This window comes from Paenibacillus sp. RUD330 (genome assembly GCF_002243345.2).
GTDB lineage: Bacteria > Bacillota > Bacilli > Paenibacillales > Paenibacillaceae > Paenibacillus_O.
This window is the reverse complement of the sequence record NZ_CP022655.2, coordinates 5,291,728-5,317,195: the sequence shown is the minus strand read 5'-3', so window position 1 is coordinate 5,317,195 and position 25,468 is coordinate 5,291,728. Positions and strand designations below refer to the sequence as shown.

Here is a 25,468-nt window from a genome sequence, read left to right as displayed (position 1 = left end):
CCTTGGCCCGGCACCGAGACGATTCCAGCTCCGCCCGTTATCCGTCCTAAAGCGGCAATCCCAGCCGCTTCATCCGGTTGTACAGCGTCGCCCGCGAGATATCGAGCTTTTTGGCGACGGCCCGCTTGTTGCCTTTTTCGGCCTCCAGCATTTCGAGAATCTTCTGCTTCTCGACCTCATCCTTCATGGACTGCAGCCGGGCGCCGGCCTGCGCTTCCTTGACGGGGGCGGCCGGCGGCGCCGAGCCCGGAGCGCTCAGCACCGGCCCTGGCAAGTACTCCGGCTTGAGCTCTCCGTCCGAGGACAGAATGACGAGCCTCTCGACCGCATTGCGCAGCTCCCGGACGTTGCCGGGCCAATCGTAGCTCATCATCGCCTGCACCACTTCGCTCGGACAAGCCTCGATGAATCGGCCGTAGGCGACGGAGAACTCCGGGAGGAAGGTCTGGATCAGCTCATAAATGTCGCTCTTCCGATGCCGAAGCGGAGGCACGTCGAGCGTGACGACATTGAGGCGGTAGTACAGATCCTCGCGGAATTTATTGTCGGCGATCATGGCTTTGAGATCGCGGTTCGTGGCGGCGATGATCCGGCAATCCGCAAGCTTCAAGGCCGAGCCGCCGACCGCGTAATACTTCTTCTCCTGCAGTACGCGCAGCAGCTTGACCTGCATGTCGAGAGGCATTTCCCCGATCTCGTCGAGAAAAAGAGTGCCGCCTCCGGCCATTTCGATCTTGCCCTTCTTGCCTCTGGGATCGGCGCCGGAGAACGCTCCGCGCTCATAGCCGAACAGCTCGCTCTCGAACAGCGAGGGAGGGATCGCGCCGCAGTTGATGGCGATGAACGGAGCTCCGGCCTTCTCCCTCGAATCGTGGATGGCGCGCGCGTACAGCTCCTTGCCGACACCGCTTTCGCCGAGGATGAGCGCCGTCGCCTGGGTGGAGCCGATCTTGCGGGCCGTCTCGACGGAGGTCTTGAGCGCCGCGCTCGTTCCCTTGATGGAGGCGAAAGGATCGCTCGTCGGGCTGAGCTTGGCGACCTCCCGCTCCAAATGCTGGACTTTGGCCGCCATCGTGAACAGCTGCTTGTTCATCCGGATCTGGGAGGTGATGTCGATCTCCGCCGCTACCGCCCCGATCACCTTGCCGTCCAGCTCGATCGGGCGGGCGTTGATCATGGCATGGATGTCCTGCCGCGGCTGGTGCTGCATCTGCCGGACGGCGTCGCCCGTATGCAGCGTGCGCAGCACCTGAAGACGCTCCTTGGGGAAAAAGTCCGATGCCTGCTTGCCGAGAATGTCATCGCGGCGGATGCCGAACATCCGCTCCGCGTCGGCGGTCCAAGCGATCACCTCGCTGTGCTCGTTGATGACCGTAATCGCAATCTCCGAGGCTTCCAGAGCCGCGTCGAAGCCCGCCTTGAGCTGCCGGTAGGCGAGCGCAAGCTCCCGGCGGACATCGCTCATGCGGACCATGCCGCTGGGCTGTCCGGATGTCCCGGTAAGCAGCGCGTAGGGACAGTCCCCGGCAATGTCGGCCAGCTCGCCGAGTCCGGTTCCTTCCGGAACGGCATGGACCGCGATTCGGCCGGAATTGCCGGGAGAGCCGGGCACGAGCCATTCGTAGAGCCCTTCCGCAGAGCGGATGAAGGTAACGATGCCCGCCTGGGGCAAAATGCCGGAGCCTGCCTCTTCCTCGGTCCATAGGGCAAAGTCTTGCGTCATGATGCTGCAGCCTGCTGGAAGCTGGTGCCTCATCTCATCCCTCCTCATCCGCGGCTCCCATATGTAACCGTTATCTTTATTATAAGAACTGGCGGCGAAAAGTGTACAAAAATGTGGACACTTTCGGTCGAAACGCAAAAACAGGCTGCTTGTCCCCTTCGGGAGGGAGCAGCCTGCACGGAACGGGAGATGAGATGCTGAGGCGCCGGATCTATCCAGAAGCCGGTCTCCAGAAGCGTATTCTTGCCGTCTGCGCCATGAGCATATCGGACAAGCCCCATGCGCTGCGTTCGGGGACGCTTGAGGGCGGGCTCTCGTCTTCTTCCACCCGAGATGTGCCTGGCAAGACATGTCAAAAAAAGTCCAAAGTGTCTAATAAATTATACACTTTGGAAAGGGCTAGTTGAACATGTTTTTGAGGACCATCATCAGGTTGGCCGGCTTCTCCGCCAGGCGGCGAGTGTAATAGGGGTACCACATCGCTCCGTAAGGCACATAACACCGGACGCGGTAGCCTTGCCGGGCGAGCTCGGCCTGGCAGGACATGCGGAGGCCGTACAGCATCTGGAATTCAAAGGCGTCCTTGGAGATGCCGTTCTCCTCCACATATTTTTTGGACCAGTCGATGATCGTGTCGTCGTGGGACGCGACGGCCGTATAGATGCCACGGTCCAGATGGGCGCGGATCATATCCTTGAAATTGTCGATGACGGCCGATTTCTTCTGAATGGCGACCTCGGCGGGCTCCTTGTAGGCTCCCTTCACGAGGCGCAGGCGGATCCCGGATTCGATCATGTCCTCGATATCCTGCTTGGTCCGGTGCAGGTAGGCTTGAATGACCGTGCCGACGTTGGTCAGCCCTTCGGCATGCAGACGCTTGACGATGTCGATCGTCGCCTGCGTGAACGGCGTGTCCTCCATGTCGATGCGGACGAAGTTGCCGCATTGCTGCGCTTCCTTCACGACCAGGCGGATATTTTCGTAGCAAGCGTGGGGGTCGAGGGCGAGGCCCATCTGAGTCGGCTTGAGAGAGATGTTGGAGACGACTCCGGCTGCGGCGATCGCCTGGACGAGCCGGACGTATTCCTTGCGGTAGCCCTCGGCCTCGCGCATGCTTTTGATTCCTTCGCCGAGATGGTCCAGCGTGGCCATGATGCCTTTGCCGTTCAACTCCCGGATGGCTTCTATCGCTTCGGGAAGCTCTTGCCCCGCTATGAATTTGCCGGCAAGCTTTTTGCCGTATTTGAGCGTCAGCTTCTCTACCAGGCTGTTGCCCGTAATGGTAAGCAAGGTTTTGCGGTACAGCTCGGATCCGATTTCCATCCTCGATTGCCCCTTCCGTCGAAAAAAATAGATTCCCGAAGCCTTGTCGCCGGGAATCGGCTGCCTGCAAATAATAGAAGCAAGCGCCGTGCCAACATGGAGGGAACCGAGCTTGGAAAATAAAAAAACATTTTGCATCAACGAATAGCGGAAGTTGGCATGAAACTTGCTTGAATACTTATCGTTGAGAAACAGAGAAATGTGCCGGCCATGCGGACGCAGGGCCAAGAACGATATCCAAGGAGGCTGTACCATGAGAGAGGAATTTGTGAACGAGCCGTTTTCCAACTTCAAGGACGAAAAGACCGCCAAAGCCTACGACGAAGCTTTGAAAAAGGTGGAAGCCCAGCTCGGCCGAACCTATCCGGTCGTCATCGGCGGCGAGAAGATCGAGACCGGCAGCCTGCTCGACTCCATCAATCCGGCGGATACGAAGCAGGTTGTCGGCCGCGTCCACCAGGCGGACCGCGAGCTTGCGGAGCGCGCCATCCAGAAGGCATCCGGCACGTTCAAGACGTGGAGGACGATGGCTCCGGAGTCCCGCGCCCGCTGCCTGTTCAAGGCTGCTGCGATCATGCGCCGCCGCAAGCATGAGTTCTCTGCGTGGCTGACGTTCGAATCCGGCAAAAACCGTGCGGAAGCGGATGCGGACACGGCCGAAGCGATCGACTTCATGGAATTCTACGCCCGTGAAATGCTTCGTCTGCACGCGCCTCAGCCGCTGACCCGCCTCGCGGATGAGGACAACGAGCTCTATTACATGCCGCTCGGCGTCGGCATCGTCATCCCGCCGTGGAACTTCCCGCTGGCCATCATGGCCGGCATGACGACGGCCGCGCTCGTATCCGGCAATACCGTCGTCCTTAAGCCTGCCAGCCCGACGGCGGTCATCGCAGCGAAGTTTGTGGAGCTGCTCGAAGAAGCGGGCGTTCCCGCGGGCGTCGTCAACTTTCTGCCCGGACCCGGAGGGGAAATCGGGGACTACCTCGTCGAGCATCCCCTGACCCGCTTCATCAGCTTCACCGGCTCCCGTGACGTGGGCCTGCGCATCAACGAGCGCGCGGCCAAGACGGCTCCCGGCCAGAAGTGGATCAAGCGCGTCATCGCCGAGATGGGCGGCAAGGATTCAATTGTCGTCGACTCCGACAGCGATCTCGACCTGGCGGTGGAAGCCATCACGGCATCGGCGTTCGGCTTCTCGGGACAGAAATGCTCCGCCTGCTCGCGCGCGATCATCCACGAGGACGTCTACGACACGGTGCTGGAGAAAGTAACGGCGCTGACGAAGCAGCTCCGGATCGGCAACCCGGCCGAGGCCGCTTCCAATATCGGTCCGGTAGTGGACGCGAACGCCTACCGCAAAATCCAGGAGTACATCGAGATCGGCAAGCAGGAAGGCCGGCTCGTGACGGGCGGCGGCACCGGCGATCCGTCCGGCTATTTCATCGAGCCGACGATTTTCGCCGATGTGGACTCTCAAGCCCGCATCGCGCAAGAAGAAATCTTCGGGCCGGTTGTCGCGTTCATCAAGGCGTCCTCCTTCGACGAGGCGCTCGAGTTCGCCAACAATACGGATTACGGCCTTACTGGAGCGGTCATATCGCGCAGCCGGGAGAACCTGGAGAAGGCCCGCCGCGAGTTTTTCGCCGGCAACCTGTATTTCAACCGCAAATGCACCGGCGCCCTCGTCGGGGTCCATCCGTTCGGCGGCTTCAACATGTCGGGCACCGATTCCAAGGCGGGCGGACGCGATTACCTGCTTCTGTTCACGCAGGCGAAGCTCGTATCGGAGAAAATGTAGCCCGTTCCTGATAGGAAGCGGCTGTATGGAGAGAAATCAGCCGACTCTGAGAGAAAGCGGCTGATCCCAAGAGAAAAGCAGCCGACCCTGAGGGAAAGCGGCTGGTTCTGAAGGTTAGCGGCTCATGCCGGAGAGAGCGCAGCGGAATGGAGAGGGAGCGGGGACTGTCATCGTCCGCTCCCCTTGGGTATACTGGGGGCATGAAGCGCCGCTGGAATCTGGACCTAGGAGGCAGAGGATGATGACAGGACTGGAACTGCGCCAGGAGCAGAGGCTCAGGCTGGCCGTAACGCCGGAGATCAGGCAATCGATCCATATGCTGACGCTTCCCGCATGCGAGCTGGACAGCTATGTGCGGGAACTGGCTGCGGAGAATCCGGTTCTGGAGTACGAGGGCACCCGCGCCGGAGGCGCCTTGCGCAGCGGCGGGGCATCCACCTTCCTCGCGGATCCGCTCTCCCGCGCTGCGGAGGCCCAGCCGACGCTGGAGGCCGAGCTGGCCGGCCAGCTGCGCCTGCTGTCCCTGCCCCGGCGCATCCATCGGGCAGCCGCTTACATGGCGGGCAACCTGAACGACGACGGGTATCTGCAGCTGGATCTGGGCGAGATCGCCTCCGAGCTCGGACTGGATCCGGCGGAGGCGGAGGAAGCGCTCCGGCGGCTGCAATCGCTGCATCCCGCCGGGGTCGGGGCGAGGAGCCTGCAGGAATGCCTCCTGCTGCAGATCGCGCGCGACGCCCGGAGCCCGGCGAAGGCCGCAGAGGCGGTGGAGCGGCATCTGGATCAGCTGGCCGGCCAGAAGTGGGAGGCCGTCTCGTCATCCCTGGGCCTCAGCCGATCCAAGGTGGTCGAGATCCGCGATTATATCCGCCGCTTGAGTCCTCGCCCCTGCTCCGGGATAGGTTCCGGCAAGCCGCAGACGATCATTCCGGATGCCCGGATCGAGCGCACGCCCTCCGGCTTCGGCATCGAGCTCAATGCCTCTTGGGAGCCGCGGCTGTCGGTGAATGCCGGTTACGGAAGGCTGCTCGGAGACAGGCTGGGGGAAGCGGGCGCCTATCTGGAGGAGTGTTACCGGTCGGCCAATTGGATCATGCAGAGCCTGGCGAAGCGCAAGCGGACGATACGCCGAGTCCTTCAAGCGATCATGGACGAGCAGCCTGGCTTTCTGGAGAAGGGCGCTTCAGCTCTTCGGCCGATGACGCTTGCGGATATCGCGGCCGTCGTGCAGGTGCATGAGTCGACGGTCAGCCGGGCGGTCAGCGGCAAATACGTGCTGACGCCGCACGGAGTGTTCAGCCTCCGCTCGTTGTTCTCCGCCAGCCTGTCTCCGGGCGGCGGCGACGGGACTGCGGCTGCGGCCGCGAAGCAGCGACTCCAGGCTATGATCGGCGCGGAGAGCAAGGCGCATCCCTGGTCGGACCAGCAGCTCGCGGCTCTGCTGGAGGGAGAAGGGATCTCCTTGTCCCGCCGGACCGTAGCCAAATACCGGGAAGAGCTCCGAATTCCGGCTTCTTCGGTCCGGAAGCGCCGATAAGGGAGGGTAAGAGCATGCCTCGCGGCATGCTCTTTTTTTGCGCGGACAGATGCGGCAAAGGGGAAGGAGGCAGCGAAGCACGGGGCTTTTTGCGGCAGCGGAAGGATAGGCAAAAATAAATTCCTGCATCCCCCTTGACAGACCGCTGGTCGGTTTGTATTCTAATCATAACAGACCGCTGGTCGGTATGGAATTTTTGCGTAAGCCTACCTAAAGGGAGAGATGAAACATGACCCAGCAGCAATGGGATTTGATCGGCCGCTACAGCTCCTGCAGACCGGCAGCCGGTCTGACTTGGAGAAAGGAGCTGAACTAGCATGCCGGCCATTTTGTCGCCGATCGTCATCATCCTTCTCTTTCTCCTGATGCTGCGCTCGCAGCTGAAAACCCGACTATTGAGCGCCAGGCTGTTCGTTCTTCCCCTGTTGCTGCTGGGAAGCGCTCTCGCGGCCTCCTCCGGCGCTGAGGCTGGAGAGGGAGAAGGAATTCTGCTGCTGCTGGAAGCTTTGATGGGGATAGGCATCGGCCTGCTTCAGGGCCATCTGAGCCTGATCTTCCAAGAAGGCTCCGTGTGGGTCATACGGGGCTCCGTTGCGGGCGCGGCAGTCTGGATCTTTTCCATTCCTTTGAGGCTGGGCATCGAGCTCGGCGCGGCCAGCGCTTTCGGGATTCCAATGGAGCTGTCGCATGAGCTTCCCTTCGTGCCTTATCTGCTCGGCATCGGGGGAATATTCCTGGGCCGCGCCCTTCTCGCCGCGCTGCGCTACCCGCTGCAGATGGCCCATCAGTCCATATGAGGCAAGGAGGAGATCGAAGGATGACCTTGAAGACGAGAGCGGGGCTCTGGTCGCTCACTGCCGCCGCGCTGCTGCTCGTATTCGGCTATGTGCTGGTGCAGTACGGCATTGCGGGAGCGAGGCAGGCGGGGTTCGTCAATTACAAGCTGCAGTCGGAGGGGTTCAGCTACACGCCGTGGATCTACATGCTGTATGTCCACATCGTCACGGCAAGCGCCGCCATGCTCGGCGGCTTGTACGCGCTGCTGCGCCCTGCGGCCGGGCAGGCAGGACGGACCGGCTCGCCGTCCTCGAGAACGGTGCGGCTGCACCGGCTCGCCGGTCGGATTTATGCGGTTTCCGTAGCGCTCAGCAGCCTGGCAAGCCTGTATCTGGCCTTCAAAGCCAGCGGTGGCTGGATCGCCGGCGCCGGCTTCCTCCTTATGGACGCATTATGGCTGGCGACGACGATTCGTGGCGTCAGGCAGGCGATGCTTGGCCGTATCGCCGAGCATCGCCGCTGGATGATCCGCAGTTATGCCCTCACTTTTTCCGGCGTATCCCTGCGCGTGCTGCTGGCGCCTTTAACGCTGCTGCTCGGCTCTTTCAATCCGGCTTATCAGGCTGCAAGCTGGCTGTGCTGGCTCGCCAATCTGGCCGCCGCCGAATGGATCATCCGCAGATCGCGGGAGCGCGGATCCGGCTTGACCGGACCGACGGTTGGGATACAATGAAAAAAGACGATCACAGACAAGCTGAAGGAGAGGACCCTTTATGAACGAACCATCAAGCCGAACCTCCAGCTTCCAGCTCATTTTGGATACGGCGGAGCAGATCATTCAGGAGAAGGGCTGCCGCCAGACGACGATGCAGGACATCATCGACCGCTCCGGGCTGTCGAAGGGCGCGATCTATCATTACGTATCGGGCAAGGACGAGCTGTTCGGCCTGATTCTGAAAGCCAAGATGGACCAGATGAATGACAGCTTCAAGCAATCCGTATCGGAAGCGCCCAAAGGAGAGGCGACTCCTCCCATCCGCATGATCGCGGAGGCGATCCGGCGCAATACGGACCGGAATGCCGTCACCAACAAAATCTTCACGTATTTGCTCAGCCAAATCGACAATCCGAAAATCGAAGCCATGATGAACGAGCTTCACCGGTTCAATCTGGAGCTCAGCCGCCGCTGGATCGAGACCGGCCAGCAGGCAGGGGCGATTCCGGGGGGGATCGACGCCGCGAAGATGGCCGGGCTGTTCATCGTATTCAGCTATGGCATGCGGACGCTGGGGACGCTGGAACAGGAGGAGGGCTTGGCGTCGGCAGATATTTTTTCCCTGATTTCAAAGGCGCTCCGTTGATTCATCATGTAGATGAAGTTCATTCGACAACGGGAGTGGATGGGTTGGATGGCAGGTTCGAGAGTCAAGGCGCTGCGCCGGATTCCTGCAGGAGCGGCGGCGACGATAGCAATGAACACGGTTTTGCCCTTTGCGGCCTATCGCCTCCTGAGCGAGGGGGGCATGGCCGGACTGCAGGCGCTGCTGACCGCGACGTGCATCCCGCTGCTGGAGCAGCTGTGGCATTTGACGCGGCGCCGGACGCCGGACGCATTCGGCCTGCTTATGGCCGGACTCTTCATGCTTGGAGCGGGGGCCGCTCTGGCCGGAGGGGGAGAGCGGGCCGTGCTGCTCCGCGAGTCGCTGGTCACGGGAGCCGCCGGAACCGCTTTCCTGCTGTCCCTGGGAGGACGGCGTCCGCTCGTTTACCGGCTGGCGGCGAGGTTCGTGCCGGCGGCGGATGCCGCAGCGATGGAGCAGAGATGGGAGCTCGCGGAATACCGGCGGGCCTCGCGGGTGTCGACCGTGTTCTGGGGAGCGCTGCTGCTGTCGGAAAGCCTGCTGAGGATAGGGCTGGTTTTCATTTTGAGCGTCGAGACTTTTTTGGCCGTATCCGGCCTGATCCTCTATGGCGGGCTTGGACTTGGAGCGTTGTGGAGCTTGGCATACCGCAGGCGTACGCTGAGACGAATCGGCGCGGAGAGTGCCGGCCTGAAGGCTTCGGAAGCATGAAGGAGCAGCAGGACGAGGGCTTGACGGCAAAAAAGCAGGAGGGCGAGAACCCTTCCTGCTTTTTTTGGCGATGCAGCGGCGGTCAGCGGCGGCTCTTGCTCCGGCTGCGGTAGAACAAATAGACGGCTGCTGCGGCGCCGGCGGCGAGCAGTCCATAAACGACGTTGGAGAAGACGTCCATGAACCCGACGACCGATTCCCAGGAAGCTCCGACCGATGCGCCGACGCTTACAAGCACGATATTCCAGATGAGAGAGCCGATCGTCGTATACAGCAGGAACAGGGGCAGATTCATGCCCGACATGCCGGCCGGAATCGAGATCAGGCTCCGCACGAGCGGGACGAGCCGGCAGAGCAGCACGGCCCAAGGGCCGTAGCGGTCGAACCAGCGGTCGGCCTTGCGCACATCCTCCGGCTTGAGGCGCAGCCAGCGGCCGTACCGTTCGACGATCCGCTCCAGCCGCTCGGCATGGAGCCAGGCGCCGATTCCGTATAGGATCAGCGCTCCGGAGACGGAGCCGATCGTGGCGGCGATGACCACTCCGGTCACGGTGAGGCTGGTCTGTGTCGTCATGAATCCTCCGAACGTAAGAATGACCTCGGAGGGAATCGGAGGGAACAGGTTCTCGAGGGCGATCAGCAGCGCGACGCCGACGTAGCCGAACTTGTCCATGACCTCCGTAATCCAGGCTTCCAAAAAAGCGCACTTCCTTTCGGGAGTCCCGCCTCGGTCGGCGGACATTGGTTTCCCCTTATACGCTTGATGCCGCCGCTAGGATTCAGAAGATGCTTCCATGGCGGCCGCTCGCTCGGAGGACTATCGGGAGGCGGGAGGACAGGTTCCTTTTGCTCCTTACAAAAAAAGGGCAGCCGCCAGTCATGTTCATGACTGGCCGGAGCTGCCCTTTTATCATTCCGCTGTGGCGGCAAATAGGCTATGGCTAAGGAGCTGTCTCGTGCCGGGTGGCGGCGGGAGACAGGAAGCCGGATCAGCCCAGATGCTGGAGATAAGGAGTCAGATCGACGCCCAGCTCCGCGGACAGCCGCTTGCCGAGCTCGGCATCCGCACGGAAGAAGTTGCAGATCGCGCGCAGCTGGGTGGACGCCTCGACGGAGGCGAGATCGGCGGACAGATTGCGCACAAGCGCATCCTGTTCGGCCGGGGAATAGCGGCGGAACACTTGGCCTGCCTGGCCGAAGTCGTTGGTCTTGGCGATGCGCTGGCGACCTGCGGCGGCTCCGGCTTCGAGAGGAGCGGCAGCTTCGGCATAGGCCGGATCCGGCTGAGGAGCGTCGAGGTGGCGGCTCGGCTCATAATTGACGGAGCCGCTGAACTTGCCGTGCTGCATGGCGCCGTCACGCTGGTTGTTGCTCACCTGGGCGAACGGGCAGTTGACCGGCAGCTGCAAATAGTTCGGGCCGATCCGGTAACGCTGCGTATCGGAGTAGGAGAAGAGGCGTCCTTGGAGCAGTTTGTCCTCGGACGGCTCGATGCCCGGGACGACGACGCCGGGATTGAAGCCGGCCTGCTCCGTCTCCGCGAAGACGTTGTCGGGATTGCGGTTCAGCTCCATGGTGCCGACATGCACGTAAGGGATATCCTCCTCGAACCAATCCTTGGTCGGATCGAGCGGGTCGAAGTCGAAGGAATCGAGATCGGCCGGATCGAGGATCTGGACGAACAGATCCCACTCCGGGAAGTCGCCGCGGTCGATGGCGTCGATGAGGTCGCGCGTGGCATGGTTGAAGTCGCGGCCCTGGATCTCCGATGCCTGCTCGGAGCTGAGGCTGCGAACGCCTTGCTTCGGCACCCACCGCAGCTTGGTGTACACGCGGTTGCCGTGCTCGTTCACCCACTTGAACGCGTGGACGCTGGAGCCGCGCATCTCGCGGTAGTTCGCGGGAATGCCCTCGTCGGAGAACAGATGCACAAGCATGTTGGTGGACTCGGGCGTCAGCGACATGAAATCCCAGTAGCGGTCGGCTGTCTGCAGGTTCGTGCTCGGATCCGGCTTCAGGGAGTGGACCATGTCCGGGAACTTCATCGCGTCGCGGATGAAGAAGACCGGCAGGTTGTTGCCGACAAAGTCGTAGTTCCCCTCCGTCGTGTAGAACTTGATGGCGAATCCGCGTGGATCGCGCAGCGTCTCGGGGGAGTGCTGGCCGTGGATGACGGTGGAGAAGCGGACGAAGACCGGCGTCTCGGTTCCGGCGTCCTGAAGGAACGCCGCCTTGGTCCAGCGCTTCATGCTGGCCGCAGCGCGGAATACGCCATGCGCGCCTGCGCCGCGGGCATGGACGACGCGCTCAGGCACGCGTTCCCGGTCGAAATGGGCCAGCTTCTCCAGCAGCTGGTAATCCTCCAGCAGCGTCGGGCCGTTCTGTCCGGCAGTTCTGGAATTCTGGTTGTCTCCGATCGGGACACCCTGGTTCGTCGTAAGTCTGTTCATCGCAAGCTCCCCTTCCTTCGGCTCGAATTTTTCGGCATAAGCGCCATGTATGAGTTCAATCTGTCGCCATAACTTTATATCTTTCTAATTTGATAGTCAATACTTTTTTATAATCATTATAATAAACTGTCGGAAGGATTTTTCTGGCAGGCCGTGAAGTAATATAGAGCATCGGGAGCCGCTGCGGAGCTGCCGCAATTCCATCGGCCGGGAGTGAGAATCATGTCGTCCAAACGCGTGAATTCCACCTTTATGTACGCGCTGGGAATGTTCGCCATCATGGTGCCGAGCCAGGCTTTCACGTCGTTCTACAGCTATTACTACGTGGAGAAGCTGGGGCTCGGCATCGGTCTTGCGACGCTGGCTCGGTCCGTCTATCTCGTATGGGACGCGGTCAACCAGCCGCTTCTGGGCTACTGGTCCGACCGGACCCGCTCTCCCCGCGGCCGGCGCAAGCCTTGGCTCTACGGAGGACTGCCGGCGTTCGCCATCCTGTTCGTGCTGATGTTCTCCGTCCCGCCCGGGCTTACCGGAGCATCGGCTGCCGGAGAGCTGTTCTGGTGGTTTCTGATCGTGCTGATTCTGTTCGAGAGCGCTTCATCCGTCCTTTGGGTCAATTACGGCTCCCTCCTTCCCGAGCTGTTCGCCGGAGCCGCGCTCCGGGCCAAAGCCTCCGCCGTCCAGCAGAGCTTCCAGATGCTGGCCATCCTGATCGGCACGGCGGCCACGCCGCTGCTGTTCAAGGCGGTCGGCTTCAGCGGCATGTCTGTCGCGTACGCCGCTCTCTTCCTTCTATGCATGCTTGTCTTTCTGAAGCATCTGCAGGAGAGCCCCGCAGCCCGCGTCCCCGCTCCGCTGCCGCTGCGGCAAGCATTCCGCGAAACGCTCCGCAACCGCAACTTCTGGATCTTCCATCTGGCGAATTCGTTCGCCCAAACCGTGAACGGGCTGCTCAGCTCCATGATTCCGTTTTATGCCAAGTATGCGCTGCATATTCCGGAGAGCCAGGTTTCCATTCTGCTCGCCTCCGTATTCGTTTCCGTCATACCGCTGGTCGTGGTCTGGTATCTCATTGCCCGGCGTCTCGGGGGCTTGCGGAGCTGGCGGCTGTCGCTGGCCGTGTACGGAGTCACGGCGATTCCGCTCTGGTTCGCGGGAAGCCTCGGGACGGGAATCGCGGCGGGAATCTCGATCGGCTTCGGTCTGGCCGGATTTCTGGTGACTCCGGCGGTGCTGAACGGGCATATCATCGATCAAGACGCGGAGCGCACCGGGAGGAGGCGGGAGGGAGTCTATACCGCAGTCGGAGGATTCATCAACCGTTCCAGCGGGCTCATATCCGCTCTGGCTTTCTGGATTGTGGGCGGCATGTTCGGGTATGTCAGCGGCCATGACCCGGGACCGGATCCGGAGCTGGCCTTCCGCTGGCTGATCAGTCTCGTGCCGCTCGGCCTCATGGCCGTATCGCTGGCGCTATCATTGCTGTACCGGGAGGAGAAGCGGCATGGGGAGCAAAAAACTGATTCTTAACTGCGACGACTTCGGCCAAAGCCGGGCCGCCAACGAAGCGATCATCTGCCTGCTGGAAGAGAAGCTCGTCTCCTCGGCGACGATCATGGCGCCCGCCCCCGCATTTTCCGAGGCGGCGGCATGGTGCAGGCGGACCGGCGCCGCCAACATCGGGGCCCATCTGACCTTCACGAGCGAATTTCCCGGATACAGATGGGGCAGCCTCACCGGAGGAAAGTCTCTGCAGGATGCGGAAGGGTACTTGCATCTCACCGTGGAGGAGTTCGAACGCCGCGTCGATGCGCGCGAGCTCCGCAGGGAGATGAGGGCGCAGTTCGAAGCGATCCGGGAGGCAGGCATCCCGGTCTCTCATGCGGACAATCACATGGGCAGCCTGTTCGGCCTTGCTACGGGCAGAAGCTTCCTCCCGATGGCGCTGCGGGAATGCTCCCGAAGAAGGCTGCCGTACCGGCTGTTCCGCCGGATCTGGGAGCAGGACCAGTTTCTGGCTTCGATACCGGGAGCCCAAGGGATATTGGATAAAGTCCTCGTGCTCGCCGACGCCTTGAACGTTCCCGTTCCCGACTATCTGGTCAGCCATTCCTATCATGCGGAGCCCGGAGAGACGTACGATTCCTTCAAGGAGATGATGATCCGCAAGCTGTATGCCCTGCCGGAAGGCATCGTCGAGACGTACATCCATCCCGCCGCGCCCGATCAGGCGATGGCGGCCATCATTCCATCCTGGGAAAAGCGGGAATGGGAGTTCCTTCTTCCGCAGGATGCCGACTTCCGATATGCGATCCGCGATGCCGGCATCGAGCTGACCACCTATGCGGAAGTCGACCGGGTGCAGCGTCAGCCGAGGCTGCGCTCCTGGCTCCGCCTCTGGCGCTTATTAGGTAAATAAGCAAGAAAAAGGCTATTATTCGACAAACAATCATTAGTTTCGCCAAAATCTAACAAAATGCAACTCTATGGGCGATAATAAGAAGAGCAATAGGTCCGGCCCTGAGGCTAGGACCCTCTTCGCTCATGTAAGGTGCTCCGAGTTGCGGCGCACGGAATCGAGGTCTTCATGTTGTCCAGCAGCTACCGTCAATTTCAACGGAACCTGGTTCGCAATTATTTGGCGGGCTCTCTCCTGGCCGTATTGGGGGTAGGGGGAGCTATCATATGGATCACGCTCGGCGTCGAGGGCGAGCAGCTGGCCGTTGTGACCGCCGTGCTGCTGATATCCCTGCTGATCATGGGATCGCTGGAGGGACTTGTGTTCCGCAGCCATCTTCAGCCGATCCGCAAGCTGTTCATGGCGGATCAGTTCAGCGAAACGGAGATTCGCGCCGCTTATCTGAGAGCCCATCGCCTGCCGATTCTCGCCGTGCTGCGGATCATGGGACCGCATATGCTAGGCTTCATGCTGCCTGCCCTGATCCTATCCTCGATCAGCATGGAATCGGGCTGGCTTGCGATCAGGCCCTACTTCCTGATCATTGCGGGAGTCGCTTCGTTTCTCGTCGCCTGCCTGCATGCGCTCGTGGAATTCTTCCTGACGGTGCAGGCGGTGCGGCCGGTGCTCGTGCAGATACGCGATTGCGCCGTCAAGGCGGGAATCAGCGGGCTGTCGCTTGAGGGCAAGGTGCTGGTGCCGATCCAGCAGAAGTTCCAGCTGAGCGTATTCGTCATCGGAACGCTGCCCGTCATCCTGTTCCTGCTCTCCACGCAGATCCGCCAGGCCGTCCATGGCAGCGGCCAGCACAACCAGGATTGGGGCTGGTCGGGATTCGTCCTGGTCGTCAGCCTCGGCTTCGCTTCCTTTGCCGCCTGGATGCTCGGACGCAACATCAAGCAGCCGATCGAGGAGCTGTACGGGACGATGCAGCAGGTCCGCCGAGGCGATCTGGGCGCAACCGTTCCGGATCTCTACTCGGATGAATTCTCCCGGCTCGTCGACGGGTTCAACGATATGATCCGCAGCCTGGAGGAGCGCGCCAAGATGAACGAGCAGCTGCTGCAGAGCTACTTCTCGACGCTTGCCGCCGCGCTCGATGCCCGGGATACCTATACGGCGGGCCATTCCGACCGGGTGGCCGGATATGCGCTCATGATCGGACGCTCCGCCGGCCTGAATGCCTGGACGCTCGATGCGCTGCACAAGACGGCGCTCCTGCATGACATCGGCAAGATCGGGGTCAGGGACAGCGTGCTGCTCAAGGAAGGCCGCCTGACCGACGAGGAGTTCGACCAGATCAAGCTCCATACGGTCATGGGCGAGAATATCCTGAGGCAGATCGAGCCTGCGGAGGCGATGGCCGCCTTCCTGCCGGGCGTCCGATCCCATCATGAACGCTACGACGGCCAAGGATACCCGGACGGCCTGAGCGGGATGGACATTCCGATGATGGGCAGAATCATCGCCGTGGCCGACGCCTTCGATGCGATGACCTCCGACCGCCCTTACAGGCGCGGGATGCCGATCGACCGTGCGCTCCGGATTCTGGAGGAAGGCAGCGGCACGCAGTGGGACCCGGAGTATGCCAAGCTGTTCATCGATGCGATGGGCGGAGTGGATCAAGCCGGCGCGTCCGATCCCGATTCTCCCGCCCGCGCGGGAGGGCTTCTGCCCGGCGGGAAAATGGAAGAACGGGGTCTGGGGAAGCGGAAGAGCTCCTGAAGGGGCAAGGTTTTCGGCAATCGGCCGGGCGGGCAGCCCGGTTTTTTTGCGTTTTCGGCTCAACGGGCGGGATTCGGCGATTCCGCTCGAGGCGATGCCCGGGGCGATGAATTTTTTGTTTCCTGACAACAAGCTGTCAGCATTGCATGGGTATAATGGGAAGTAGATCAGCATGGGGAAAAGACGGGAGAACATAAATGGCGGGAATGGACCATTCCGGATGGGAACGGAATCGCGGCAGCGGATCGCTGCGTCAGGACGGAGTGCGGCGGGGAAGGCAGCAGCCGGTGGATCTGGTCCGCATAAGGCTCAGCCATGGCTGAGCTCGGCGGCTACCGGCTGCGGGGGCTGGAACGCCTGCGCCGCCCGGATGCCTTCGTCCGTGCGGCGGAAGTGATGGCGTCTTTGCCGGAGCGCGACCGGTACGGGCGCGGCGAGCTGCTGGTCCCTGGCTTGCTGCTGAGAAGCGCAGGAAGACTGCAGGAATATTACGCGCCCCACAATGAAATCGCGAGCAGCCGGGCGAAGGTCTTGATCGCCGGACTCACTCCCGGCTGGAGGCAGATGGAGATCTCGCTTCGGACGATGCGCCGCGCCCTGCTCGATGGCCGGGATGCCCCCGAGGCTTGCCGGATGGCCAAGCGGGAAGCGAGATTCGCCGGCTCGATGAGGCGCGACTTGCTGGCCATGCTGGAGCGGCTCGGCCTTCCCGGCAAGCTGGCGGAATGGGAAGCGGCGGAGCAAGCGGCTCGCGGACCGGCGGGGAAGCCTTCGCCGGCCTCCGGCTGGCTTGCTGGTTCTCCGGCAGGCCTTGACGGGCATGGGGCTGCGGATGAGTTGAAGGAGCGGAATCCTGCCGCGCAGCCAGACCTGCATGGCTCGCCCGGGGAGCCATTTGAGCTGCTGGATCACCCCTTGATCCATACGACATCGGTGCTGCCTTGTCCGGTATTCATGGACGGGGCGAATTACTCGGGCCATCGTCCGCCGCTCGGACGAAGCCCGCTGCTGGCCGAGATCGCGATGGGCCATATGGGGACAGAGCTGAGCTCGGTGGACAAGCCTCTGATCATTCCCCTCGGCCGCGCCGTCGAGGATGCGCTGCGGCTGCTTGCCGCAGACGGAAGGCTTTCCGAAGCTCAGGTGCTGTGGGGCTTTCCGCATCCGTCGGGCGCGAATGGCAGCCGCCATTCGCAGTTTGAAGCCGCGCTGCCCGGCATGCTTGAGCGCATACGGGACTTCAAGCCGGATTTTGCCCATCAGCCTCATGGAATGGGAGCCGAGCGGTCTTTATTAAACCTAGAGGAGTTGTGAAGCCGAACGATGGAGCCATTGCGCAATTTGTACACCGATGAGAAGCTCGAAGCCGTCGCGGAGGCGTTCCGCAAGCTGGAGCCGGCCTTTCCGGCAGAACGGTTCATGGACCTGGTTCGCCGCGACCCTTGGGGAGAGGCTCCGTTCAAGGAGAGAATGAGGCTCGTCTCGCTCGCTCTGCGGGACACGCTGCCGGAATCCTATGAACGGGCTCTGCATCTCTTATGCCAGGCGGCCAAAGAGTTCCGGGGCGTCGAATATATTTTCTTTCCCGATTTCATCGAGCTCAGGGGCATGGAGAAGCCCGAGCATGAACCGGCCTCCCTCGCGGCATTGGCCGAGATCAGCCGGTATTCGACGTCGGAATTCGCGATCCGTCCGTTCCTGCTGCGCCGCCCGGAGGCGGTCATGGAGCGGCTCGCGGTCTGGTCGAAAAGCCCCGACGAGCATGTCAGGAGGCTCGCCAGCGAAGGCTGCCGCCCGCGGCTTCCCTGGGGGACGAGGCTGCCGGTGTTCGTCCGGGATCCCGAGCCTGTGCTGAGCCTGCTGGAGACGATGCTCGACGATGCCAGCGAGTACGTCAGGCGCAGCGTCGCCAACAATCTCAACGATATCGCCAAAGACCACCCGCAGCGGGTGCTGGCGCTGGCCGTCCGCGAGATCGGAAGCTCGGCCCGGACGGACTGGATCCTGAAGCACGGCTGCCGCACCTTGCTCAAGCAGGGATTGCCGGAGGCGCTGGCGCTGTTCGGCTATCCGGCCGCGGCCGATGCCGGCGTGGAGCAGTTCCGCATCCTGACGCCGTCGGTGGAATTCGGGGGCGAGCTTGAATTTTCCTTTGAAGTGCACAATCGGGGAGAGAAATCCGTGCCGCTGCGGATCGAATACGAGATCGGCTTCGTCAAGGCAAGCGGCAGCCTCTCGGGCAAGCGGTTCAAGCTGTCGGAGCGCAGCTACCCGCCGGGAATCTCGGCCGTCGCCCGGCATCATGCCTTGAAGCCGATCACGACCCGCCGCTACTACCCGGGCGTCCATGCCCTGAAGGTGCTGGTCAACGGCGTCGAGCTCGCAGCCGGACCGTTCGAGCTGACGATGCCGTCGGCGGCAGAGGCGCGCGTATAATCCGAAAGCCCGGCTATGGATGAAGGTCATCCGCAGCCGGGCTTTCCTGCCGTGATTCCACTATATAGTCTGCCGCCTTGAAGCCGGAGGCTGGGGAGCGGGCCGGAAGCCGTCCGCAGGCCGCCTGCAGGGAGGCTGAGGCATAGACCAGAGCCCGCCGCAGGCTGACCGCGCTTCAAGCCGCATTTAAGCTTCCTGAAGCCTCTTGATCAAGCTGCTTCAAGCCTCCAGGCTGCCGCTGACCGGTCTGGCGGCTCGGATACGGACGGCCATGAGAGCCGCGAACAGGCAGGCGAAGCCAGCCATCGCGAAGGCGGCGGTGTAGCTGCCCATGAAATCACGGATCAGGCCGGCTCCGTAAGCGGCCGTTGAAGCGCCGATCTGATGGAAGACGACGATCCAGCCGAAGATCATGCCGGATTTCTCTTTGCCGAACGCCTCTGTGGCGAGCTTGACGGTCGGAGGGACTGTGGCGATCCAGTCCAGCCCGTAGAAGACGGAGAAGATCAGCAGGTGGACGGGGCTCGCATTGAGGGCGTAAGGCAGGAAGAGCAGGGACAGTCCGCGCAGCCCGTAGTACCAGAACAGCAGCCAGCGGCTGTCGAACCGATCGGACAGCCAGCCCGACAGGGTCGTGCCGACGAGGTCGAACATGCCCATGAGCGCCAGCAGCCCGGCGGCCGTCACGGCGGCGATGCCGACATCGCCGCAGGCGGGAATGAGATGGGTGCCGATCAGGCCGTTGGTCGAGAAGCCGCAGAAGAAAAAGGTGCCGGAGAGCAGCCAGAACACCGGTGTGCGGGCCGCATCGCGCAGCGCCTGCAGCGGGCCGAGGAACACATTGCCGCGGAACGGTTCAGGCGGCGAGGCGTCGTCGGATCCGTAAGGAGCGAGGCCAGCCTGATGAGGATGGTCCTTCATGAACAGGGCGACCAGCAGCAGGACGGCAATGACGGCCGCGACCGCAGCCAGCACTGCCGTTCTCCAGCCGGAGCTGACGGTGACCTTCGCCAGCAGCGGCAGGAACAGCAGCTGCCCGGTGGCGGCGCTGGCGGTCAGCATGCCGACGACGAGTCCGCGGCGCTTGACGAACCACCGGCTGGCGACGGTCACGCCGAGCACGTTGGCCATCATGCCGGTGCTGAGGCCGGACAGGACGCCCCAGAGCAGCTCGAACTGCCATAGGCGGGTGATGAGCGGAGTCAGCGCCAGGCTGACGGCCAGAGCGGCCAGAGAGAGCACGACGACACGCTTGATGCCGAATCGGAGCAGGAGGGCGGCCGAGAAGGGGCCGGCCAATCCGTACAGCAGGATCCCGATGGAGACGACGCCCGAGATGCTGCCCCTGCTCCAGCCGAATTCGTTCTGGAAGGGCAGCATGAACAGGCTCGGCATGGAGCGGACGCCTGCGGACACCAGCAGCGTGACGAAGGTGACGGCCAGCACGAACCAGCCGTAGTGGAGCCGCTTCGCTTGCGGAGGAGAGAGGTTCATGAATCGGACCGCCTTTAATTTTAGTTGTACATACAATATATAAAAACGAATCTCCGCGAGCCTTGCAGCTTGGCGAAGTCCGGATATGGGGCGGTTATTCCAGCGTTCCGCTGGCGGTCTTCAAATCTCCCGACAGCCTGCGGGCCGTCTCGGGTCCGAGCAGCTCCTCGTAGCGGATGCGAAGGCTGCGGGACGCCTCGCGAATCGTATCGCCCAGCTCCAGCCCTTTGGGCGTCGGATAGACGCGGACGGTCTTGCCGTCGACGCGGCGCTCGGCTAGCCGTCGAATCTCCAGCTTGTCGATGAAGCGGGTCAGAGTGGAGGGCGCGATGGAGAGCTTGGAGGCCAGCTCCTTCTGCGAGATGCCCGGCGTTCCGTTGACGAGGCGGATGACATAGCCGTACATGGGCGTGAGCCCGGTCGGAGCGAACTCCTCCTCCGCCATGCGGGTGATGGCGCGGCCGAGACGGTTGGCGGTGAAGAACAGGCATGTGTCCAGGAAGCCGTCATCGGGTCCCTGTCCAGCTGAAGGGTGGGTATCCATGGATCAACCATCGCCTTTCAATTTTGTATGTACAACGAATATAATGGGGAAGGATGCAGCTGTCAATGGGCATGGACGGGCAAAATGAAAAAAGAGCGCCGAGGGCGCTCATCATCCTGCAAACCCGCCTGCTGCCTTCCGGCTGAGGCCGGGCTTCAGCGGCTCATATCGGATTTGATGTCCTTCACCAGCTGGATGGAAGCTTCGATCTCGACCTTGCGGGTCGATACGCTCTCGATGCTGCAGCCGATCGGCATGCCCTTCTCCAGGCCGAACTGGTACAGCTCCCGGAAGGTTTCCCGCGAGAGCTGGACGGATTTGTCCAGAATATCGTGGGAATGGACCAGCTCGTTCTCGAGCCATTTGGGGATGCTGATGCCGAGCCACTTCATGAATTCCAGCGTTTTGGCGGAGCCGCAGGGCGCGAGGTTGAACAGAATCGGCGCCATGCCGATGCCGTTGTCGCGGCAATGGTAATAATAGTCGGACAGGAAGCTTTTGGATGCCTCTACGTCGTAGGTCGCCTGGGAGATGAAGAAGGCGCAGCCGGACTCCTGCTTGTGGAGCGCGCGCAGATGCTCGTCTCCCTTGCCCCGGTGCCGCTCCGGGATGACGACGCCGCCGAGCATCAGCTTCTCGTTCAAGCTGGTGCCCAGACGATAGGCTTCGGGCAGCTTGACCTGCACCTGCTGCCTGCTCGAAGAGGCGCCGACGAACACCGAATAGCGCTGCTCGTCGCGGTTCTGATGAATCCATTCCTCCAGCTCGCTCCGGCTCCCGCCGGCGACGCAGCGGTAGATGACAGCCGGAAGGCCGAGCTCCTGCTGGAGATAGTCCCGATAATAGGCGGTCGGATCAAGCGAGGCCAGATAGGGGAAGGGCCGGTCCTTGTCGGTGCGCTGGGCTTCGTCCTGGACGTCGTACAGCACGAGGCCGTCGATGCCGATGCCCTGCAGGCGCTCGATCTGCTTGTCGGCGATTTCCCTCACCTTCTCCGCCGGATGCGTATTTTTGGGCGGGGTCATGCCGTAGGTGATGATGCCGCTCTGCCGGCTCAGCAGCTTGTCCTTAAGGGTGGGGGTACTCATGAAGGGCCTCCTTGTGCCGCGCTTGCTAGTCTTTCACCTAGTTTAGCACTTCGAATACCTGTCTTGATATTCCTTTTCCGAATAGCTGGTTATAAGCTGAAAAGCCCCTGCCGGAGGCAGGGGCTTTCGCTATTCTCCTTTTGGATCGGAAGCCTGTCAGGTCTGCAGCAGCCACAGGGCCGGCGTCGTTGCCGGCTCCCAGCCTGTCAGGGAGGTGTGGTTCTGGCGGCAGGAATACGTCTTGCCGCCGTACGTGACCAGATCGCCTATTTTATAGGCGACGCCCGCGGCCCAGGCTTGAGGGCCGGCAGGCGGCGTGCTGGAGTCGGCAGTCTTGCCGGCAACCGTCGCCGACGGGCTGACGTTGCCTGCCGCATCGACGGCCTGCACGCTCAGAGTGTAAGAGGTGCCGGCGCTGAGGCCGCTCACCTTGTACTCGAGCGTCGTTCCGGAGACGGTGGCGACAAGGGTGGAGCCGTTGTAGATGCGGTAGCCGGTGACGCCTACGTTATCCGTCGAAGCGCTCCACATGAGCGAGATGCTGGAGGCGTCGAAGGTATGGATATGAAGGCCGCCGGGCACGGTCGGAGCCGTCGTATCCGGCGTGGAGCCCGTCGGCGTCGTGACGTTCAGGGCGGCGCTGGAAGCGCTGGTGTTGCCTGCGGCGTCGACGGCCTGGACCGTGAAGCTGTAGGCGGTGCCGGCCGTCAGGCCGGTTGCCGTGTAGGTCGTCGTGGAGCCGGACACGGTGGCCAGCAGCGTCGTGCCGCGATAGACTTTGTAGCCGGTAACGCCGACATTGTCGGAGGAGGAATTCCAGGCGAGGCCTACGCTCGTGGAAGATACCGTCGTGGAGCGAAGGTTGCCCGGGACGGATGGAGCTGTCGTGTCGACCGGCGTGCCGCCGCCGTTCGTCAGGTTGACGTCGATGGCTTGGTAGAAGGCGTTGCCGGTGTCCGCGATTTCCCAGACGCCGAGGATCACGTAGTAGCCGCTGCGGTCGGTCGGAACGCTGCAAGTATGCGTGACGGTGGCTTCAGGCTGCTTGCCTGTATCCTTGATGTAGCAGAACTGCTCGAGATCCGCGCGGGCGATCGCCTTGTTCGGATCCCAGCCTTTTTTGGTGATGTAGTATTTCCATTCCGTCGTGGCATGGCGCGCCGTCAGCTTCCAGGTGAACGTGTTCGTGCCGCCGCTCAGGTTGACTTTGCTCCAGCGCGTCGCGGATTGCGCGTTCATCTCGGGGAAGGCGCCTGCGCCCGTAATTTGGCCGTCTGCCGGGCCGCCTGTCGGGAAGTTGCCTTTGGCCTCAAGGCTCTGGGGCTCGTACTGGATTGCGCCGCAGCCGGTGTTGACGCCGGTGCTGCACAGCTTGGAGCGGCTGGACGGGGAATCGATATAGCCATGTGCGGAAGCGCTTCCAGCAAAAGCCTTCGCGCAGGCGAGGGCCAGCAGCATCAACGCGAAAGCGGCTGCCAGCTTCCAGATGAACATGCGGCTGTCATTCATTCGTACACTCATTAATCATGCCTCCTGTAAGATGGATAAATGAAGTTCCTTCTGTCTGATCCGTGGCGGGAACGGGGTTCCTCCGGGTCGGCGACAGGCCTCCTTTGCGATAAAGTGGGAGACATGGGAAGGTCTCTTGCTACCACAATAAGGCATTTAACGTGAAAGCAATAGGGGGAAAAATATTCATAGCAGGGGGTAAATAATGCTTTATCCAAACGAAGCGCAGGCAATTCCGCCTTTGCGGCTCTTCCCGGCGGGAGGCGGAATTGTGCTTCGGCGGATGCCGAAGGAGCGCATGCGCAAAAAGACCGTATCCGCCTTAGGCGGATACGGTCTGATTCCAGCAAGCTCCGGCAAGGGGGCTCCGTCAGCTGCCGCTCTGCAGGCCCGCGGCAACCTCCCGGATCTGATCCAGGTGGCGCGCTTCATGGAGCGGAATCAGCTCCACCCATTGCTTGGCGCTCATCGGCCCGAACGCAGGGTGGTCGAAGCCGTGGCTGTCCATGGCGTCGGTGCCGATGGACGAAGCCAGCGCTTCGAGCGTGCTTTGCCGCACGCCATTGAGAGCCTCAAGCGCGTCCGCGAGCGTATGGAAGCGCCCTGAAGGCTCGGCCTGGCTTGGAGCCTGAAGCTTGCGGGAGCGGTCCTTGACGAGCTCCAGCGGGGCAGGGCGGAGATCGCCGCGTTCCGGGGCCAGCAGCGAGGCCTGGATGCCCTGGACGATGCGGGCCTCCAGCAGCGACAGATGCTCCAGGATTTCCATGACGGACCAGCCGCCTCCTGCGGGCTTCTGCGTCAGCCGTTCAACGGGAATGGCATGGACCTCTTCCACAAGCTCCGAGCGGGTCATTTCCAGGGAGTCGATTACATTCATGGTCATAGCTCTCCTTTTTTGGGGGACAGGCGCAGGCTCATGCTCTGAGACGCTGCTCCTGAACACCGTGTTTTTTTACCGGCATGCCGGTCTGCAAATGATCGGAGGGGCGTCCTATTCGCCGCCCTCAGGCTCTACGTCGAACTCGGGCAGCGCCCATACCGAGACGCTGCCGCCATTCACGGGGAAATCGGCGAATCCGTCCTCGCCGATGACGATCCGCTCCGCGCGGGTGTTGGTAAGATCGACCCACACCTGGCCGGAGCGCTCCTCGCCGACGAACATCCGCTTGGAGCATTCCTCCTTGTTGCAGACCACGACCGCGCAGCCGGAGCGTTCGAATTCTTGCACGCCCCTGCGCACCCATCCGATCACGTTCGGATCGTCGAAGTAGTCGTCCTGATCGCCGTAAGCGCGGTGATAGCGGGCGTACAGCAGCGGATCGATGGCCATCTTCTTGCCTTCCACCGGCGCCTCTCCGCCGATGCCGTAATAATCTCCGTAGAAAACGACCGGATAGCCGTCCTTGCGGAGCAGGATAAGCGCATACGCGCTCTGCTTGAACCAGTCGTCCACCCACGATTCCAGCGCTTCTCCCGGCTGGGTGTCATGGTTGTCGACGATCGTCACCGCCTCCAGTGGGCGTTCCTTGACGATCGAGCCGTCGAAGATCGTGCGGAGGTCGAAGCCTTGACCGGCCTGGGCCGCTTCCTTGAACCGGTAATGAAGAGGGGCGTCGAACAGGTCGACGCTGCTCTCCACCGCATCCAGATAAGCGAGGCAATCCTCCGGAATGCTGTTCCAGAACTCGCCGACGATGTAGAACGGACCGTCCTGGTCCTCCTGGAGGGCACGGGCGAAATCACGGATGAACGTATGGTCGATATGCTTGATCGCATCCAGCCGGAAGCCGTCCACGCCGGTTTCCTTGACCAGCCATTTGCCCCACTTGATCATTTCTTCCCTGACCTCAGGGTTGTTGTAGTCGATGTTGGCGAACATCAGGTAGTCGTAGTTGCCGAACTGGTCGTCGACATTCTCGTTCCAGTCCTTGTTCTCGCCGAGGATGCGGTATACGCCGGTTGCGTCCCGCTTGGCGTCGAAGTCGGTTCCGTTGAAATGGTTGAAGTTCCAGGTGAAATCCGAGTATTTGCCGCCGCGTCCGGGGAACGTGAATTTCGTCCATCCCTCGATGTTGTGGGCATCGGAAATCTCCTCCTGGCGGTTGCCGCCTTCGACTTCGACCACCTTGAACTTCTCCTTCTCGTCCGCGCCGGCCTTATGGTTCATGACGAGATCCGCATAGACGGCGATGCCTTCCTGCTTGCAGGCCTGAATGGCTTCGAGCAGCTCCGCCTTCGTCCCGTATTTCGTACGGACAGCGCCCTTCTGGTCGAATTCGCCCAGATCGTACAGGTCGTAGATGCTGTAGCCGTTGTCCTCCGGAGAGGAGGCTTTGGTGGCGGGAGGGATCCAGACGGCATCAATGCCGGCCGCCTTCAGCTCGGCGGACCGTTCCTTGAGCCGCTGCCAATGGCGGCCGTCGGCGGGTACATGCCATTCAAAAAACTGCATCATCGTATGGTTGCGCTCCATCGTGCGGAAATCACCCTTCTGCTTGTCGTTTCCGCATCATTAACCTTCGGAGGCGGCC

Annotated in this window: 22 protein-coding genes; 12 read left to right on the top strand and 10 right to left on the bottom strand. The window is 61.9% G+C overall.

From position 1 onward, the window contains the following. Nucleotides 1–46 precede the first annotated feature (46 nt). Together CIC07_RS24020 and CIC07_RS24015 are read right to left on the bottom strand one after the other, a co-directional pair. On the bottom strand, nucleotides 47–1,756 hold the full coding sequence (locus tag CIC07_RS24020; protein WP_076357512.1) for a sigma-54 interaction domain-containing protein: 1,710 nt from the start codon (nucleotides 1,754–1,756) through the stop codon (nucleotides 47–49). 366 nt (nucleotides 1,757–2,122) lie between these two features. Continuing rightward, nucleotides 2,123–3,046, bottom strand: coding sequence for a proline dehydrogenase family protein (locus CIC07_RS24015; RefSeq protein ID WP_076357514.1), 924 nt, complete (start codon nucleotides 3,044–3,046; stop codon nucleotides 2,123–2,125). A gap of 253 nt (nucleotides 3,047–3,299) precedes the next feature. Between CIC07_RS24015 and pruA the strand changes: the two genes are divergently transcribed. The 6 genes from pruA to CIC07_RS23985 all read left to right on the top strand — a co-directional run bounded on the left by pruA (nucleotide 3,300) and on the right by CIC07_RS23985 (nucleotide 9,233). Continuing rightward, a complete protein-coding gene (pruA, locus tag CIC07_RS24010; RefSeq protein WP_076357516.1) occupies nucleotides 3,300–4,847 on the top strand; it encodes an L-glutamate gamma-semialdehyde dehydrogenase in 1,548 nt (515 codons plus the stop codon). A 238-nt stretch (nucleotides 4,848–5,085) separates the two neighbouring features. Further along, nucleotides 5,086–6,384 (top strand): RNA polymerase factor sigma-54, encoded by a 1,299-nt coding sequence (gene rpoN, locus CIC07_RS24005; RefSeq protein ID WP_076357518.1) that lies wholly within the window; start codon nucleotides 5,086–5,088, stop codon nucleotides 6,382–6,384. A 317-nt stretch (nucleotides 6,385–6,701) separates the two neighbouring features. Then, nucleotides 6,702–7,181 (top strand): hypothetical protein, encoded by a 480-nt coding sequence (locus CIC07_RS24000; protein ID WP_076357520.1) that lies wholly within the window; start codon nucleotides 6,702–6,704, stop codon nucleotides 7,179–7,181. Between the two features lie 20 nt (nucleotides 7,182–7,201). After that, on the top strand, nucleotides 7,202–7,894 hold the full coding sequence (locus CIC07_RS23995) for a DUF2306 domain-containing protein (RefSeq protein ID WP_076357522.1): 693 nt from the start codon (nucleotides 7,202–7,204) through the stop codon (nucleotides 7,892–7,894). A 40-nt stretch (nucleotides 7,895–7,934) separates the two neighbouring features. After that, a complete protein-coding gene (locus CIC07_RS23990) occupies nucleotides 7,935–8,522 on the top strand; it encodes a TetR/AcrR family transcriptional regulator (RefSeq protein ID WP_076357524.1) in 588 nt (195 codons plus the stop codon). Between the two features lie 48 nt (nucleotides 8,523–8,570). Further along, nucleotides 8,571–9,233: a VC0807 family protein gene (locus CIC07_RS23985; RefSeq protein ID WP_076357526.1), complete on the top strand. Its 663-nt coding sequence runs from the start codon at nucleotides 8,571–8,573 to the stop codon at nucleotides 9,231–9,233. 82 nt (nucleotides 9,234–9,315) lie between these two features. Here CIC07_RS23985 and CIC07_RS23980 read toward each other — a convergent pair whose 3' ends face one another. Then, complete coding sequence (locus CIC07_RS23980) at nucleotides 9,316–9,930, bottom strand: DedA family protein (RefSeq protein WP_076357528.1); 615 nt, start codon at nucleotides 9,928–9,930, stop codon at nucleotides 9,316–9,318. 292 nt (nucleotides 9,931–10,222) lie between these two features. Next, complete coding sequence (locus CIC07_RS23975; protein ID WP_076357530.1) at nucleotides 10,223–11,683, bottom strand: catalase; 1,461 nt, start codon at nucleotides 11,681–11,683, stop codon at nucleotides 10,223–10,225. A gap of 222 nt (nucleotides 11,684–11,905) precedes the next feature. Here CIC07_RS23975 and CIC07_RS23970 point away from each other — a divergent pair, with 222 nt between their 5' ends. The 6 genes from CIC07_RS23970 (at nucleotide 11,906) to CIC07_RS23950 (ending at nucleotide 18,302) form a co-directional block, all read left to right on the top strand. Continuing rightward, nucleotides 11,906–13,213 carry an MFS transporter gene (locus CIC07_RS23970; protein ID WP_076357532.1) on the top strand — a complete coding sequence of 436 codons (1,308 nt, stop codon included), beginning with the start codon at nucleotides 11,906–11,908 and terminating at the stop codon, nucleotides 13,211–13,213. After that, nucleotides 13,188–14,102: a polysaccharide deacetylase family protein gene (locus CIC07_RS23965; RefSeq protein ID WP_076357534.1), complete on the top strand. Its 915-nt coding sequence runs from the start codon at nucleotides 13,188–13,190 to the stop codon at nucleotides 14,100–14,102. Before CIC07_RS23970 ends, CIC07_RS23965 begins: the two co-directional genes overlap by 26 nt. A gap of 168 nt (nucleotides 14,103–14,270) precedes the next feature. Continuing rightward, nucleotides 14,271–15,866 carry an HD domain-containing phosphohydrolase gene (locus CIC07_RS23960; RefSeq protein ID WP_076357536.1) on the top strand — a complete coding sequence of 532 codons (1,596 nt, stop codon included), beginning with the start codon at nucleotides 14,271–14,273 and terminating at the stop codon, nucleotides 15,864–15,866. Between the two features lie 197 nt (nucleotides 15,867–16,063). Next, the gene (locus CIC07_RS25730; protein ID WP_268802140.1) at nucleotides 16,064–16,189 is read left to right on the top strand and encodes a hypothetical protein; all 126 of its coding nucleotides are present in this window, start codon (nucleotides 16,064–16,066) and stop codon (nucleotides 16,187–16,189) included. Continuing rightward, nucleotides 16,182–17,180, top strand: a complete 999-nt coding sequence (locus CIC07_RS23955; RefSeq protein WP_076357538.1) for a hypothetical protein — start codon at nucleotides 16,182–16,184, stop codon at nucleotides 17,178–17,180. The genes CIC07_RS25730 and CIC07_RS23955 overlap by 8 nt, the downstream gene beginning before the upstream one ends. Before the next feature lie 9 nt (nucleotides 17,181–17,189). Then, nucleotides 17,190–18,302, top strand: a complete 1,113-nt coding sequence (locus tag CIC07_RS23950; RefSeq protein ID WP_076357540.1) for a DNA alkylation repair protein — start codon at nucleotides 17,190–17,192, stop codon at nucleotides 18,300–18,302. A 219-nt stretch (nucleotides 18,303–18,521) separates the two neighbouring features. On the opposite strand, the gene CIC07_RS23945 is transcribed toward CIC07_RS23950, so the two are convergent. The 6 genes from CIC07_RS23945 to CIC07_RS23920 all read right to left on the bottom strand — a co-directional run bounded on the left by CIC07_RS23945 (nucleotide 18,522) and on the right by CIC07_RS23920 (nucleotide 25,410). Then, entirely contained in the window at nucleotides 18,522–19,796 is a 1,275-nt protein-coding gene (locus CIC07_RS23945) for an MFS transporter (RefSeq protein WP_076357542.1), read from the bottom strand. 94 nt (nucleotides 19,797–19,890) lie between these two features. Next, a complete protein-coding gene (locus CIC07_RS23940) occupies nucleotides 19,891–20,340 on the bottom strand; it encodes a MarR family winged helix-turn-helix transcriptional regulator (RefSeq protein ID WP_076357544.1) in 450 nt (149 codons plus the stop codon). 155 nt (nucleotides 20,341–20,495) lie between these two features. After that, on the bottom strand, nucleotides 20,496–21,428 hold the full coding sequence (locus CIC07_RS23935; RefSeq protein WP_076357546.1) for a methylenetetrahydrofolate reductase: 933 nt from the start codon (nucleotides 21,426–21,428) through the stop codon (nucleotides 20,496–20,498). Nucleotides 21,429–21,584: 156 nt separating this feature from the next. Then, nucleotides 21,585–22,949 carry a lytic polysaccharide monooxygenase gene (locus tag CIC07_RS23930; RefSeq protein ID WP_076357548.1) on the bottom strand — a complete coding sequence of 455 codons (1,365 nt, stop codon included), beginning with the start codon at nucleotides 22,947–22,949 and terminating at the stop codon, nucleotides 21,585–21,587. Nucleotides 22,950–23,307: 358 nt separating this feature from the next. Beyond that, entirely contained in the window at nucleotides 23,308–23,814 is a 507-nt protein-coding gene (locus tag CIC07_RS23925) for a DinB family protein (protein WP_076357550.1), read from the bottom strand. A gap of 114 nt (nucleotides 23,815–23,928) precedes the next feature. Then, nucleotides 23,929–25,410: an alpha-amylase gene (locus tag CIC07_RS23920; protein ID WP_076357552.1), complete on the bottom strand. Its 1,482-nt coding sequence runs from the start codon at nucleotides 25,408–25,410 to the stop codon at nucleotides 23,929–23,931. Between the last annotated feature and the right edge of the window lie 58 nt (nucleotides 25,411–25,468).